This window comes from Microbacterium sp., assembly GCF_051860965.1.
Lineage (GTDB): Bacteria > Actinomycetota > Actinomycetes > Actinomycetales > Microbacteriaceae > Microbacterium.
Genome location: NZ_JBIMKU010000007.1, coordinates 57,863 through 71,361 on the forward strand (window position 1 = coordinate 57,863; position 13,499 = coordinate 71,361).

General features: G+C 67.8%; 12 protein-coding genes. 6 read left to right on the top strand and 6 right to left on the bottom strand.

Annotated features, from left to right (window positions below; genetic code table 11):
- Nucleotides 1–27: 27 nt before the first annotated feature.
- The gene (locus ACTIFV_RS14090) at nt 28–2,271 is read left to right on the top strand and encodes an alpha-galactosidase (RefSeq protein ID WP_439593424.1); all 2,244 of its coding nucleotides are present in this window, start codon (nt 28–30) and stop codon (nt 2,269–2,271) included.
- Nucleotides 2,272–2,328: 57 nt separating this feature from the next.
- On the opposite strand, the gene ACTIFV_RS14095 is transcribed toward ACTIFV_RS14090, so the two are convergent.
- From ACTIFV_RS14095 to ACTIFV_RS14105, 3 genes are all read right to left on the bottom strand, one after another.
- Entirely contained in the window at nt 2,329–3,279 is a 951-nt protein-coding gene (locus tag ACTIFV_RS14095) for a carbohydrate ABC transporter permease (RefSeq protein WP_439593425.1), read from the bottom strand.
- A complete protein-coding gene (locus tag ACTIFV_RS14100) occupies nt 3,276–4,271 on the bottom strand; it encodes a carbohydrate ABC transporter permease (protein ID WP_439593426.1) in 996 nt (331 codons plus the stop codon). The genes ACTIFV_RS14095 and ACTIFV_RS14100 overlap by 4 nt, the downstream gene beginning before the upstream one ends.
- Before the next feature lie 94 nt (nt 4,272–4,365).
- Entirely contained in the window at nt 4,366–5,697 is a 1,332-nt protein-coding gene (locus ACTIFV_RS14105) for an ABC transporter substrate-binding protein (protein WP_439593427.1), read from the bottom strand.
- 243 nt (nt 5,698–5,940) lie between these two features.
- On the opposite strand from ACTIFV_RS14105, the gene ACTIFV_RS14110 reads away from it, so the two are divergent.
- Both ACTIFV_RS14110 and ACTIFV_RS14115 read left to right on the top strand, forming a co-directional pair.
- Entirely contained in the window at nt 5,941–6,999 is a 1,059-nt protein-coding gene (locus ACTIFV_RS14110) for a LacI family DNA-binding transcriptional regulator (RefSeq protein ID WP_439593428.1), read from the top strand.
- An 8-nt stretch (nt 7,000–7,007) separates the two neighbouring features.
- Nucleotides 7,008–7,964 (top strand): glycosyl hydrolase family 32, encoded by a 957-nt coding sequence (locus ACTIFV_RS14115; protein ID WP_439593429.1) that lies wholly within the window; start codon nt 7,008–7,010, stop codon nt 7,962–7,964.
- Nucleotides 7,965–8,022: 58 nt separating this feature from the next.
- On the opposite strand, the gene rplL is transcribed toward ACTIFV_RS14115, so the two are convergent.
- The 3 genes from rplL to ACTIFV_RS14130 form a co-directional block, all read right to left on the bottom strand.
- Nucleotides 8,023–8,409, bottom strand: a complete 387-nt coding sequence (gene rplL, locus ACTIFV_RS14120; RefSeq protein WP_248152840.1) for a 50S ribosomal protein L7/L12 — start codon at nt 8,407–8,409, stop codon at nt 8,023–8,025.
- Nucleotides 8,410–8,454: 45 nt separating this feature from the next.
- Entirely contained in the window at nt 8,455–8,970 is a 516-nt protein-coding gene (gene rplJ, locus ACTIFV_RS14125) for a 50S ribosomal protein L10 (RefSeq protein WP_439593430.1), read from the bottom strand.
- Between the two features lie 407 nt (nt 8,971–9,377).
- Nucleotides 9,378–10,373 carry a hypothetical protein gene (locus ACTIFV_RS14130; protein WP_439593431.1) on the bottom strand — a complete coding sequence of 332 codons (996 nt, stop codon included), beginning with the start codon at nt 10,371–10,373 and terminating at the stop codon, nt 9,378–9,380.
- Nucleotides 10,374–10,661: 288 nt separating this feature from the next.
- Between ACTIFV_RS14130 and ACTIFV_RS14135 the strand changes: the two genes are divergently transcribed.
- The 3 genes from ACTIFV_RS14135 (at nt 10,662) to ACTIFV_RS14145 (ending at nt 13,489) form a co-directional block, all read left to right on the top strand.
- Nucleotides 10,662–11,336: a YqaJ viral recombinase family protein gene (locus tag ACTIFV_RS14135; RefSeq protein ID WP_439593432.1), complete on the top strand. Its 675-nt coding sequence runs from the start codon at nt 10,662–10,664 to the stop codon at nt 11,334–11,336.
- A gap of 9 nt (nt 11,337–11,345) precedes the next feature.
- Nucleotides 11,346–11,714: a barstar family protein gene (locus ACTIFV_RS14140; RefSeq protein WP_439593433.1), complete on the top strand. Its 369-nt coding sequence runs from the start codon at nt 11,346–11,348 to the stop codon at nt 11,712–11,714.
- Nucleotides 11,715–11,803: 89 nt separating this feature from the next.
- Nucleotides 11,804–13,489, top strand: coding sequence for an MDR family MFS transporter (locus ACTIFV_RS14145; protein WP_439593434.1), 1,686 nt, complete (start codon nt 11,804–11,806; stop codon nt 13,487–13,489).
- Nucleotides 13,490–13,499: the final 10 nt, after the last annotated feature.

The window sequence follows — 13,499 nt, forward strand, 5'->3', positions numbered from 1 at the left end:
ACTGCGGGCTGCCCGCCGGAGGGAAGAATGGATGCCGTGAGCACCGCATCCTCCGTCATCCATCTCTCCGCCGCCGGCGTCTCGGTCGTCGTCGATGCGCGGGACGGGCGCCTCCCCGCGATCGTGCACTGGGGACGCCCGCTCGCCTCCCTCGACGCCGCTGCCGCCGAGGGCCTGTGCGACGCCGCCGTCCCGGTGATCGGATCGAACACCCCCGAGGTGCCGCTGCGGCTCGCCGTGCTGCCCGAGCACCACGCCGGCTGGATCGGTCGGCCGGGACTCTCGGGGTCGTTCGCGGGTGCGGGCTGGTCGCCCCGCTTCGTCGTGCGCCGCATCGAGCTCGACGGCGAGGCGGTGGACGGATTCGCTCAGGGGACCGCGGCAGAGCTCGTCTTCCACGCCGTGGACGACTCGGCTCGTCTCGACCTGCGCCTGGTGGTCGAGCTCCTCCCGACCGGACTTCTGCGCTCGCGCGCGACCGTGACGAATCTCGCCGCCGCGCCGTACACGCTCGACGACCTCTCGCTCGCCTTCCCGATCCCCTCGGAGGCCACCGAGCTGCTCGACTTCACGGGACAGCACAACGGCGAGCGCACGCCGCAGCGCACTCCGCTGCGCGACGGCATCCACCTCCGCGAGAACCGCCGCGGCCGCACCGGTGCCGACAGCGCGTTCGTGCTGCACGCGGGCGTTCCCGGGTTCGGTTTCGCGGCGGGGCCGGTATGGGCGGTGCACACGGCGTGGAGCGGCAACCACCGCCACTACGCCGAGCGTGTCTTCACAGGCGAGCAGGTTCTCGGCGGCGGCGAAGTCCTGCTGCCCTGCGAGATCGTCCTCGCCCCCGGCGGCTCGTACGAGAGCCCGTGGTTCTACGGTGCCTACGGTGAGGGGATGGATGCCGTCGCCCACCGCTTCCACGCGCACCTGCGCGGCCGCGCGGACGCGCCGGGGCCCGACCGGCCCGTGACGCTGAACGTCTGGGAGGCGGTCTACTTCCGCCACGATGCCGAGGAGCTCATCGCGCTGGCCGACAAGGCCGCAGCGATCGGCATCGAGCGCTTCGTGCTCGACGACGGCTGGTTCGGCGCGCGCCGCCACGACCGCGCGGGGCTCGGCGACTGGATCGTCTCCGCCGACGTCTGGCCCGAAGGCCTGCATCCGCTCATCGACCACGTGCACGCGCGCGGCATGCAGTTCGGGCTGTGGTTCGAGCCCGAGATGATCAGCCTCGACAGCGACCTCGCTCGCGCGCACCCCGAGTGGATCATGGCCGCGCGCGACGATCTGCCGATCGAATCGCGATTCCAGCACGTACTGAACCTCGCTCATCCCGGCGCCTACGGGCACGTCAAGAGCCAGATGCTCGCGCTCCTCGGCGAGTACACGATCGACTACATCAAGTGGGACCACAATCGCGACCTGATCGAGGCGGGCGACCGCACCGACGAGGGCAGACCGATCGTGCACGCGCAGACGCTCGCCTTCTACCGGCTGCTGCGCGAACTGCGCGACGCGCACCCCGACCTCGAGATCGAGTCGTGCTCGTCGGGCGGTGGCCGCGTCGATCTCGGCGTGCTGGAGCTCACCGATCGCGTGTGGGTCTCGGACAACAGCGATCCGCACGACAGGCAGTCGATGAACCGATGGACGGCGCAGCTCGTCCCGCCCGAGTACCTCGGCGTCCACATCGCCTCGGAGCGCTCGCACACCACGGGTCGTCGCATGGACCTGTCGTTCCGCGCCGGCACCGCGCTCTTCGGACACTTCGGCATCGAATGGAACCTCGCCGAGGCCACGGACGCCGAGCTCGACACCCTCGCCGACTGGATCGCGTTCTTCCGGAAGGAGCGCGGCCTGCTCCTCGGCGGCGACATCGTGCGCGTGGACTCCGCCGACCCGCGGGTCGTCGCGCACGGCGTCGTCGCACCGGACCGCGGGGCGGCCCTCTTCAGCGTCGCGGTGCTGGACAGCATCCATCCCGATCCTCCGGCCCGTCTGCGCCTGCGCGGCCTCGATCCGGCGCGGCGCTACCGTGTGGCGCCGCTCTTCATCGGCGTGCTGCCGTCAGGGCTCATCGCCCCGGCGTGGTGGGGCGAGCCGAGCGACGCCGAGCAGCTCGCTGCGCAGGAGTACTGGGATCGACACGAGCGGGCCGACGTGAGGTTCGACGGCGCGGTCTTCCGGGGCGATCTGCTGCAGGACGCGGGAGTCACCGCACCGCGCGTGCATCCCGATCAGCTCGTGATCTACCGCGTCACGGCGATCGACTGAGCGCACGAAGGAGGGCGCGGCATCCCCCCGGCGCCGCGCCCTCCGTCGCTTCCCCAGCTACTTGACCGAGCCCGCCGTCAGTCCGCGGACGAAGTACCGCTGCAGTGCGAAGAAGATGACCAGCGGCACGACGAGGGTGATGAACGACCCTGCCGCGACGCGCTGCCACCCCTGTCCGTACTGTCCCAGCAGCGTGTACAGCCCCTGAGTCAGCACGGCGTTCGGTCCCGACTGGATGAAGATGTACGCCACGAGGAAGTCGTTCCACACCCACAGGAACTGGAAGATCGCGAACGACGCCAGCGCGGGCACCGACATCGGCACGACGAGTCGCCAGAAGATCTGGAAGTGGCTCGCCCCGTCGACGCGCGCCGCCTCGATCAGCGCGTTCGGGAGGGTCTGCATGTAGTTGCGCAGGATGTAGATCGCCAGCGGCAGCGCGAACGTCGAGTGCACGATCCAGGCTGCGGGGTACTGCCCGATGATCTGGATGCCGGTCGTGTTGCCGAACCACACGAACAGCTGGAGGATCGGGATGATCGCGAGCTGGATCGGCACGACCATGAGGCCGAGCACGATGGCGAAGTAGATCTCCTTGCCGCGGAACTGGAAGAACGTGAACGCGTATGCCGCCATCGCGGCGACCATGATCGGCAGGATCGTCGCCGGGATGGTGACGGCGAGCGAGTTCCAGAACGACACCTCGACGTTGAGCGAGTCCCATGCCTGCGAGAAGCCGTCGAGCGTCCAGCCCGCGTTGAGCGGGTCGGTGAAGACCGTCCACCACCCGGTCGAGTCGGCCGCCGTCTTCGTGCGGAAGCTCGTGATGAGCAGGCCGAGGAGCGGGACGAGCCACGCGACGGAGATCACGCCCATGATGATCGTGACGAGGACGCGAGGCTTCGAGCGGTCGCCCTCGGCGGGACGCCTGCGCGACCGCTTGCCCTCGGTGACGATCGTCCGGGTGTTGTTGTCCTCGTCGACGACGGGGGTCGGGATGACACTCATCGGAGTTCCTCCTGCGACTTGTAGCTGCGGACTTGGTAGACGATGAGGGGGATGACGGCGATCATCAGCACGATGACGACAGCGGCAGCCTTCCCCGGGTTCTGGAAGCTGAACAGCTGCGTGTAGAACTCGACGGCGAGGACGCTGGTCTGGTACTGGCCGCCCGTCATGGCGTAGATGATGTCGAAGATCTTCATCACGAAGATGACGACGGTGACGAAGACGGCGATGATCGTGCCGCGGATCTGCGGGACGACCACACCGAAGAACAGCCGGCGCTCGCTTGCTCCGTCGATCCGTGCCGCCTCGAGGGTCTCTTCGGGCACGCCCTTGATCGCGGCCGAGAGCAGCACCATCGCGAACCCGACCTGCAGCCAGATGCCGATGAACATGATGAGGAAGCTGTTGAGGCGACCCGCGTCGATCGTGAGCCACGGCACGGGGTCACCACCGGTGATGCTGGTCCAGATCTCGTTGAGCAGGTAGATCTGCGGGTTGCCGGGCGGGGCGTAGAAGTAGATGAACCTCCACGTCACGGCGGCGGCGATGCCCGAGAGGGCCATCGGCAGGAAGATCATCGCCTTGAACGACGACTCGCGTCGCTTGCCGAGCTTGTCGGTGAGGGTCGCGACCAGCAGCCCGATGATGACGGCAGCGGCCGGGACCACGAGCACCCACAGCAGATTGTTGAGGAGCACGCCGAGGAAGTTCGGATCCGTGAACAGATCGACGTAGTTGTCGAAGCCGACGAACGTCGCCGCCTCGCCGCGCCGCTGGCTCTGCTGCATGAAGCTGTCGACGACCGTCCGCAGCGCCGGGTACAGCAGGAAGATCGAGACGAGCACGATCACCGGGAAGAGGAAGACGTAGGGCAGCAGCCGGGCCTTGGTCTTGTCGGGGGTCTTCTCCGTGAGCCAGTTGAGGCCCCAGAAGATCAGGAATGAGACTCCGAGCCCCAGGGCCACGGAGATGAATGCGCTGAGTATGGCCATCGTTGCCGCCTGACGTCGTTGTAGGGGTGGTGATGTCGGGTGGACTCACGCGGTGCCGGGGTTCCCACCCCGGCACCGCGTGGGTCAGGATTGCTTACCGGGGCCAGGAGGCGTCGATCGCCTCGAAGGCCTGTTCCATCGTCTTCTGACCGGCGAACCAGCTCGTGAGCTCGGTCCACTCGGTGCCGGAGCCGACTTCACCCGGCATCTGGTCGGAGGCGTCGAACCCGAACAGCGTGGATGCCGCGAGGAGCTCCTGCGCCTTCTTCTGGAACTCCGTCGTGTAGTTGGAGGTGTCGAAGTCGTTGTGCGGCGAGAGGAAGATGGCCTGGCTGGCGTAGCCGTTCGTGCCGAAGTCCTTGCCGGTGATGTACTCCACGACCGCCTTGGTGTTCTCGTTGTTCGTGAACGCGCCGACGAGGTCGCCACCGCCGAGCATCGCCGATTCGGTGCCCTCGGGCGACGGCAGCTGGAAGAAGTCGATGTTCGTCAGGTCGTTGTCGGCGATCTGCGCCTTGATGTCGTCGGGGAAGAAGTCCGCGATGAACGATCCCTGCCGCATCATGAAGCACTGACCGTTCTCTTTGCCCGAGACGAACAGCTGGTTGCCCGCGGTCTGGAACGACGTCGTCGCCGCTGCGGCTCCTCCGCCGTTGATCTTGTCGGGCTGGAGCAGCTCGTCGGCGACCTTGTCACCGGCCTCGGTCACGACATCGCTCGTGAACAGCGTGTCTCCCGCGATCCACGAGTTGTACTCGTCGAGACCGCCGTAGCGCAGCACGTACTCCTCGAGCCAGTCGGTCGCGGGCCATCCCGTCGCCGCACCGGATTCGAGTCCGACGCACCACGGGTAGCCGAGACCGTCGGAGATGATCTTCTCCTGCAGGGCGGTCATCTCAGCGTCCGTCGTGGGCACGGTGAGACCCGCCGCCTCGAAGGCCGCCGGGTTGTACCAGACGAGCGACTTGACGTTGATCGAGTACGGCAGACCGAACGTGCCGTCCTCGGTGGCGGCGATGGTGCCGAGGCCGTTCGCCTCGTCGGCGGTGATCGCCTCGACGTCGATGCCGAGATCCTCAAGCGGGAAGAGCGTGTTCGTCTGGCTTTTCAGCACGCCCGGCTGCGGGTAGATCGCGATGTCGGGCGGGTTGCCTGCGGTGGCACGCGCCACGACCGCGGTCTGGAAGTCGGTGTTGCCGTCGTACGTGACGGTGATGCCGCTCGTCTCGCCCCACTTGTCGAGATCGGCCTGGAAAGCAGCTGCCTGCGCGTCGGTGAACGCGCCCATGATCGTGACGGTTCCGCCGGCGTCACCGCCGCCTCCGTTGTCTCCGCCTCCCCCGCCGGTGCAGCCGGCGAGTGCCAATCCGACGATGCCGATCCCGACGACCGGGATCAGGAGCCGTCGTTGCTGTGACATGCCCATGTGTTTCTCCTCTTCGAGTCACCTGACGATTCCATCGGGAACCGTTCCCACACACGGTATGGGATTCTCCCCACTTTGCACAACCAGTCAACCCTTCCGCCCCCGCGGAAGGCGGATTAGAGCCAGATCAGCGTCACTTTATTGACTTCGAGTAGGTAGGCGGATTCATGGAACCGTTCCCATATCTCGCTTCCCCTGACTATGCTGGGTCCCGATCACCTCGCGGAAAGGGCTGACTGACGCATGAGCGGCATCGCGGAGGTCGCACGCAGAGCCGGCGTGTCGAAGTCGACCGCCAGCCGCGCGCTCGGCGGCACCGGCTACGTGTCGGACGACACACGAAGCCGCGTCGAAGCCGCCGCGGCGGAGATCGGCTACGTGCCCTCGACGAACGCCGTCAGCCTCGCGACGGGCAAGACCCAGAACATCGGCGTCGTGATGCCCTACCTCAACCGCTGGTTCTTCGCCGAAGTGCTCGAGGGCATCCAGGAGGTGCTCCTCGAACGCGGTCTCGACCTCACGCTCTACGATGCCAAGCCGGCGAGCCCCGGGCGCGCCCGCATCTTCGGCGACTACCTCGCGCGGAGCCGTTTCGACGGCCTCATCGCGGTGGGTCTCGAGCCGGATCACCACGAACTCGAGCAGCTCGTCAAGATCGGGCGCCCGGTCGTCAGCGTCGTCGGCTCGGGCGACGCGACCTCCGTCGTCGAGATCGACGACGACTACGCCGCCCGCCGTGCGACGGATCACCTCATCGCGCTCGGGCATCGACGGATCGCGTTCCTCGGCGGGCAGACGGATCGCCATTGGGCGCAGGTCGACCGACGGCGATTCGGCGGCTACCAGGCGGCGATGATGGATGCCGGGCTCGGCGATGCCATCCGCCACATCGAATCCGATGTCACTCTTCCGGGCGGCTACGCGGCCGCTGTCGACGCGCTGAGCGATACCCACAACCCCTGCACGGCCGTGGTCGCATCGTGCGACGAGGTCGCGATCGGCGCGATCATCGCCGCGCGCCGACTCGGCGTTCAGGTTCCCGCTCAGCTCAGCGTCATCGGGATCGACGACCACGAGTACGCCGAGATGTTCTCCCTCACGACGCTCCAGCAGTCGCCGCGCGAACAGGGTCGGGTCGCGGTGGAGCTGCTGCTGGCGCAGATCGCCGATCCCGACGGACCCCGCAGTGCCGTGCGCATGAAAGCGCGGCTCATCGTGCGCTCGTCCACGGCGGCGATCGATGCCCGCGCCTCGACCGCCGCCACCGACGGCGGTCTCGACATCCCGTCGTTCACCGGCTGATCGTCGCCATGCTCGATCTTCCCGACTCCTGGGTGTGGGACTTCTGGTTCGCGGACGACGGCGAGCGCTATCACGCGTTCTTCCTCTACGCGTCCCGCGCGCTGCAGGACCCCGAGCTGCGCCACGAGCGTGCGTCGATCGGCCACGCCGTCTCGGACGACCTCGTGCACTGGACGCGCGTCGCCGACGCGCTCGTGCGGGGCGAGGCATCCGGCTACGACTCCCTCGCGACGTGGACGGGATGCACCGTCCGCGCGGACGACGGGACGTGGATGCTGTTCTACACGGGCGTCGAGCGGGGCGCCGACGGCGCATTCGTGCAACGCGTGGCATCCGCGACGTCGACCGATCTCGAGACCTGGACGCGCACGCCCGAGAGTCCGCTGCTGTCCGCCGACCCCCGCTGGTACGAGCCTCACGGCTCCCGCCCGCCGTGGGCGGACGAGCACTGGCGTGATCCCTGGGTGTTCCGCGATCCGCTCGGCGACGGCTGGCACATGCTCGTGACGGCGCGCGCCAGGGAGGGCGACCCGGATTCGCGCGGGGTCGTCGGACACGCGCTCTCGCGCGATCTGCGGTCGTGGCGGGCCGCTCCCCCTCTGAGCGAGCCGCTCGCGGGCGGTTTCGGTCAGCTCGAGGTCATGCAGGTCGCGATCGTCGAAGGACTCCCGGTGCTGATCTTCTCGTGCCTCGCCGCCCAGGCTTCGCCGGAGCGACGCCGCGAGCACCCGCGGGGAGCGGTCTGGGCCGTGTCGGCTGATTCGATCACCGGCCCTTTCCGCATCGACGAGGCGTATCCGCTCGTCGAGGACGACCTCTACGTGGGGCGGTTGCTGCAGCGCCGCGAGGACGGCACCTGGCTCTTCTTCGCGTTCCGCAACCTCGACCAGGATGGCCGGTTCCTGGGCGGGATCACCGACCCGATGCCCGTGCACCGTGACGGCGACCGGCTCGTCGTCGGCTGAGAAGACGAAGACCCCCGGATGCCGGAGCATCCGAGGGTCTTCGAGCGTGGTGCTGAGATTACTTGAGCGTAACCGTCGCGCCGGCCTCTTCGAGAGCGGCCTTCGCCTTGTCGGCGGTCTCCTTGTTGGCGCCCTCGAGGACGGCCTTGGGAGCACCGTCGACGACGGCCTTCGCCTCACCGAGGCCGAGCGAGGTGAGCTCGCGGACGACCTTGATGACCTGGATCTTCTTGTCGCCGGCGGCCTCGAGGACGACGTCGAACGAGTCCTTCTCCTCGACCTCTTCGGCCGGGGCGCCTGCGCCGGCGCCGGCCGCGGCAACGGCGACGGGGGCGGCAGCGGTGACGTCGAAGGTCTCCTCGAACGCCTTGACGAACTCGGAGAGCTCGATGAGGGTGAGCTCCTTGAACGCGTCGAGCAGCTGCTCAGTGCTGAGCTTTGCCATGATGATTCTCCTTGTAGTGGGGTTTTGCTATGCCGAAGCCCGGTGTCAGGCCGCGGACTCCTGCTTCTCGCGCAGTGCGTCGACCGTGCGAACGGCCTTCGACGGCAGTGCGTTGAAGACGTAGGCCGCCTTCGTCAGCGAGGCCTTCATCGCACCGGCGAGCTTCGCCAGCAGGACTTCACGGCTCTCGAGATCGGCGAGCTTGTTGACCTCATCCGCGGTCAGGGGGTTCCCGTCGAAGAAACCGCCCTTGATCACGAGAAGAGGGTGTGCCTTGGCGAAGGTGCGCAGACCCTTCGCGACGGAGACCGGGTCACCGTGCACGAAAGCGATGGCCGACGGACCCTTGAGTTCGTCGTCCAGCGAAGAGATCCCGGCCTTGTTGGCCGCGATCTTCGTCAGCGTGTTCTTCACCACGGCGTATTCCGCGTCCTGACGAATGCTGTTGCGCAGCTCCTTGAGCTGGGCAACCGTCAGACCGCGGTACTCGGTCAGCAGAACGGCGGTCGAGTCCTCGAATTGCTTCGTGAGCTCGGCGACCGATGCATCCTTCTGCGCCATGGCCACTCCTTGTGTGTACGAGACGCTCCGCGATGGCGGGGCGTCGGCCAGAGGCATCCGGTCGTCTGATCTCGCTCAGGAATGACGAAAGCTCCGGCGCAAGCGCACGGAGCTTCGAGAAGAGTTCGTGACACCTGCGCGGGCCCCTGCATTCGCAGTGCTTCGATCACGTTCGCTTGCGCGCACGTCGATGACCGGCGGTCTTTGGCTCCCCCCAGGGTACGCGATGCCGTGGTCCTCGCCAAATCGGCTGCGACGGCGGTCATAACCCAGTCCCGTCTCCTCCCCAGGCAAGCACCGCGCCGTCATCCCTCACCGAAAGCACTTCGCCCGCACGAGGGAATCTTGCAATTCCGCGCGCAGCCAGCACTGTGGTGCGTTCGAAGTACTTTCGATCGCGGCGATGGTCACGGGAGCCGAGGCGGATGGATGCCGAACGCGGTAAGCCGCGCAGCGAGCGTCGCGGCATCGCGCACATGCTGGTCCGACACGCGTACGAGACCCCATCCCGTCCGACCTCGAATCCAGTCCTCGCGCTCCTTCTCGTCGAGAAGCACCTGCTCGAGTGGCACGCCTCGCGTCATCGCGATGTCGAGGTACTTGCCCTTGCCGTCGAACTCGACGAACACCCGCCGGTCGTCGAGAGCGAGGTCGACCCAGTACTGCCCGCCGTTGGGCGCCGCTATCGGGACCTGCACTCGGGGCGCGGCGAAGCCCAGGCGGTGCAGCTGGAGCCTGGTCACGCTCTCACCGGGCAGATGAGCGCGGCCGTCTGCGCTCTCGATCGTGGCGAGGGCGGACCTCACGCCTCGAGTTCCCCTCGCGAGCAGCACTCGAGCACGCATCCGCTCGCGCCAGGCGTCCGCACGAGCAGCATCCTGCGTGAACCCGTCGCTGACGGCTTCGCGGCGCAGCCCCGCGTCCGCGCAGCCCAGAGCGGTCTCTCGGCCGGTCGTTCGGGCGACATCGAAGATCGTCCGCTCAAGAGATGTGCAGCGGATGCCGTGCACCATCTCGATGTCGGAACGGGTGATCGAATCGCGGTGGCGGAAGACTCCGCCTGCCGGAGTGGAACTCACTCTCGCTGCGATCGTGGTGTGCACATGCGCCGGACGGTGCCGGTAGAGCGGCAGCCCGTGGAGAGCGGCGGCCGATGCGTGGGAGATGACTCCGGCCCCGCCCCGCATCTCCGCTGCCGCCGCCACCACCTCGGCGAGGTGCTGCGACTCGTTCCAGAGATCGCGCCAGAGCGGACCGTCGAGATACTGGTTCCGCCGCACCCGATGCAGCTCGCCGCTCGCAACAGCACGCTCGATGTCGCGAACATGCCACCCATCGTCGAGGAGTTCAGCGCGGGTGCGGAGTCGCGCGTGCAGCTCCGCCGGTGAGACGTTTCTCGGCATGCCCCAGGGTGACGATCGGCTGTCATCCGTTGCGAGCCGAACGGCGACCCGGTGGACAACGTGCGCGCAACAGACAGGTGTGGAGGATCCCCCGACCCGCGAGAGTACGTCCCCCGCACGAGAGTGCGGTGTGCACACTGACGCGGAGAGGCCCCTCGTGCGCGCGAAGTACTTTCGGGGGGCGTGCCGGGCGGGGAGCTGCGTACCGGACGCGCGTGACCGGTCGACGGCGGCGCAGGTCCGCGTGCCGAGCATCATCAGTCGGCGGTGCGGCGTATCGTCGGAGGCGTGACTCCCGAACTCGCCGCACGATCGCCGCAGCTCGCGGCTCGGATCGTCGCCGACTCGCGGGATCGGGTCGCGTGGGTGCGAGCGCGCTCGCGCGGGATCACGGCGACGGATGTCGCGACCCTGACGTCCACGAACGCGATCCCCCGTGCGGCCGACGCGAAGCTCATGGGGTCCGGCTTCTCGGGCAACGCCTACACGCAGCACGGTCGCGTGCGCGAACCCGAGATCGCGCGCTGGGTCGCCGCGACCCACGGCATCCTGCCCTCGTCGGCGCTCTTCCACGCCGTCGTCGAGAAGCGGCACCTCGCGACCCCCGACGGGATCGCGGTCGACACCGACGGACGCGTGACCCTCGCCGAGATCAAGACGACGAACAAGTCGTGGCGCAGCATCCCGCGCGGGTACCTGCGACAGGTGTGGTGGCAGCAGCACGTCCTCGGCGCGGAGCGCACGCTCGTCGCGTGGGAGGAGCACGACGGGTTCGTGCCGATCGGCGATGAGCCGAAATGCGCGTGGGTCGACCGCGACGAGGTCGAGATCGGCAAGCTCGTGCGGCTCGCGACCTCGCTGATCGACGAGCTGCATCGGCGGCACCTCCTGAGTCGTCCGCAGCCCGAGCGCGCGCCCGAGCCTCCGCGCCAGCCCTTCCGCGCACTCGCCCTCGCCGACTGACCGCCGACCGTGCAGGTCTTCGTGATCGACGGCTCGGCGGTGCGCGGCATCCCTTCGCTCTACGACGAGTTCAACCGCGTCTTCATGGCCGACGCGGAATGGCGGATGGGCGAGAGTCTGGACGCGCTCAACGACGTGCTCTACGGGGTCCACGGCGGTCGGGTCGTCTGGCGGGACCACGAGGACAGCCGTCGAGCGCTCGGGCCCGAGACCACCGCGGAGTACTACCGGGAGAAGCTGCGGCATCCCGAGATCTTCAACGAGGCGATGTTCCGCGAGCGTCTCGCCGCCGTGGAGGCGGGCGCCGGACCGACGTATTTCGACATCGTCCTCGATGTGTTCGCCGACCATCCGGAGATCGAGCTGCGTTTTAGTTGACGTTTGTCAACAATCGGCATATAGTTGACTTTTGTCAATCTTCTGCGCCATCGACGTCGCGTTCCACCTCTCGACCGGAAGGACGGCCCATGGCCACCTCCACTCCCGCACTCACCGAGTCGGGCATGACGCGCCGCCAGGTGCTCGAGGCACTCTCGGGCCTCCTGCTCGGCATGTTCGTCTCGATGCTCGCCTCGACCGTCGTGTCCACCTCGCTGCCCGTCATCGTCCACGACCTCGGCGGCGACCAGGCGGCATTCACCTGGGTCGTCACGGCCACCCTGTTGACGACGGCGATCTCCACCCCGATCTGGGGCAAACTGGCCGATCTCTTCAACCGCAAACTGCTCATCCAGCTTGCGATCGCGATCTTCGTGCTCGCGACGGCAGCGGCCGGCTTCGCCCAGGATCCCGGCACGCTCATCGCCTTCCGCGCCGTGCAGGGCATCGGCGCCGGTGGCCTCGCCGCCCTCAGCCAGATCATCATGGCCGACATCATCAGCCCGCGTGAGCGCGGCCGGTACATGGGGCTGTTCGGCGCCGTCATGGCGCTCGCGACGGTCGGCGGCCCGCTCCTCGGCGGTGTCATCACCGACTCGTTCGGCTGGCGCTGGAACTTCTACATCTCGATCCCGTTCGCGATCCTCGCGCTGATCCTGCTGCAGGTCACGCTCCACGTGAAGCGCACGAAGCGCGATGTCCGCATCGACTACCTCGGCATCGTGTTCCTCTCGGTCGCCGTCTCGCTGCTGCTGATCTGGATCACCAACGCGGGCAAGGACTACGACTGGTGGAGCCTCACGACCGTCCTCATGGTCGGCGGCGCGCTCGTCTCGACGGCGCTGTTCATCATCACCGAGCTCCGGTCGAAGGAGCCCCTCATCCCGCTGCGCATGTTCCGCAACCGCACGTTCACCCTCGCGGTGCTCGCCTCGATCGCGACCGGCATCGCGATGTTCGGCGCGTCGGTCTTCCTGAGCCAGTACATGCAGCTCGCTCGTGGCGCGACGCCCACCGAGGCCGGCCTCATGACGATCCCGATGATCGGCGGGCTGCTCGTGGCATCCATCGTCGTCGGACAGCTCATCAGCCGCTTCGGCAAGTGGAAGAGCTACCTCGTGGTCGGCTCCGTGCTGCTGATCGCCGGCCTCTACCTGCTGACGACGATCCAGTACGACACCAACTTCGTCCTGGTCTCGATCTACATGTTCCTCATGGGCGCCGGCGTCGGCATGACGATGCAGAACCTCGTGCTCGTCGTGCAGAACACCGCACGCCCCGAGGAGATCGGCGTGGGGACGTCGGGTGTGACGTTCTTCCGCAGCCTCGGCGGCACGATCGGCGTCTCGGTCATGGGCGCGGCGCTCGCGACCAGCGTCACGAACCTGTTCGTGTCGAGCAAGGATGCGCTCACCGAGGCGATCATGGGCCTCGGTGCCGACGGCGCCGCCGTCGCGGAGCAGCTGAACTCGGGCACGCTCCCCGCCGTGCACACCCTGCCCGAGACGGTGCGCGTCATCGTCGAGGACATCTACGCCCAGGGCATCGCCCACTCGTTCCTGATCGCGGTGCCGTTCGCGATCATGAGCCTCATCGCGGTCATCTTCCTGCCGAACAAGCCCCTCACCCGCATGACGACGGGCGAGCGCCTGGCGGCGAGCGAAGCCGACCTCGCCACGGTCAGCGCACCGCAGGCGATGGAGACTCTCGCCGCGACGGGCTCCGTGAAGACGGTGACGGATGCCTCGTCCGAGGCATCCCGCGACGCCCGATAGTGTCGGACCC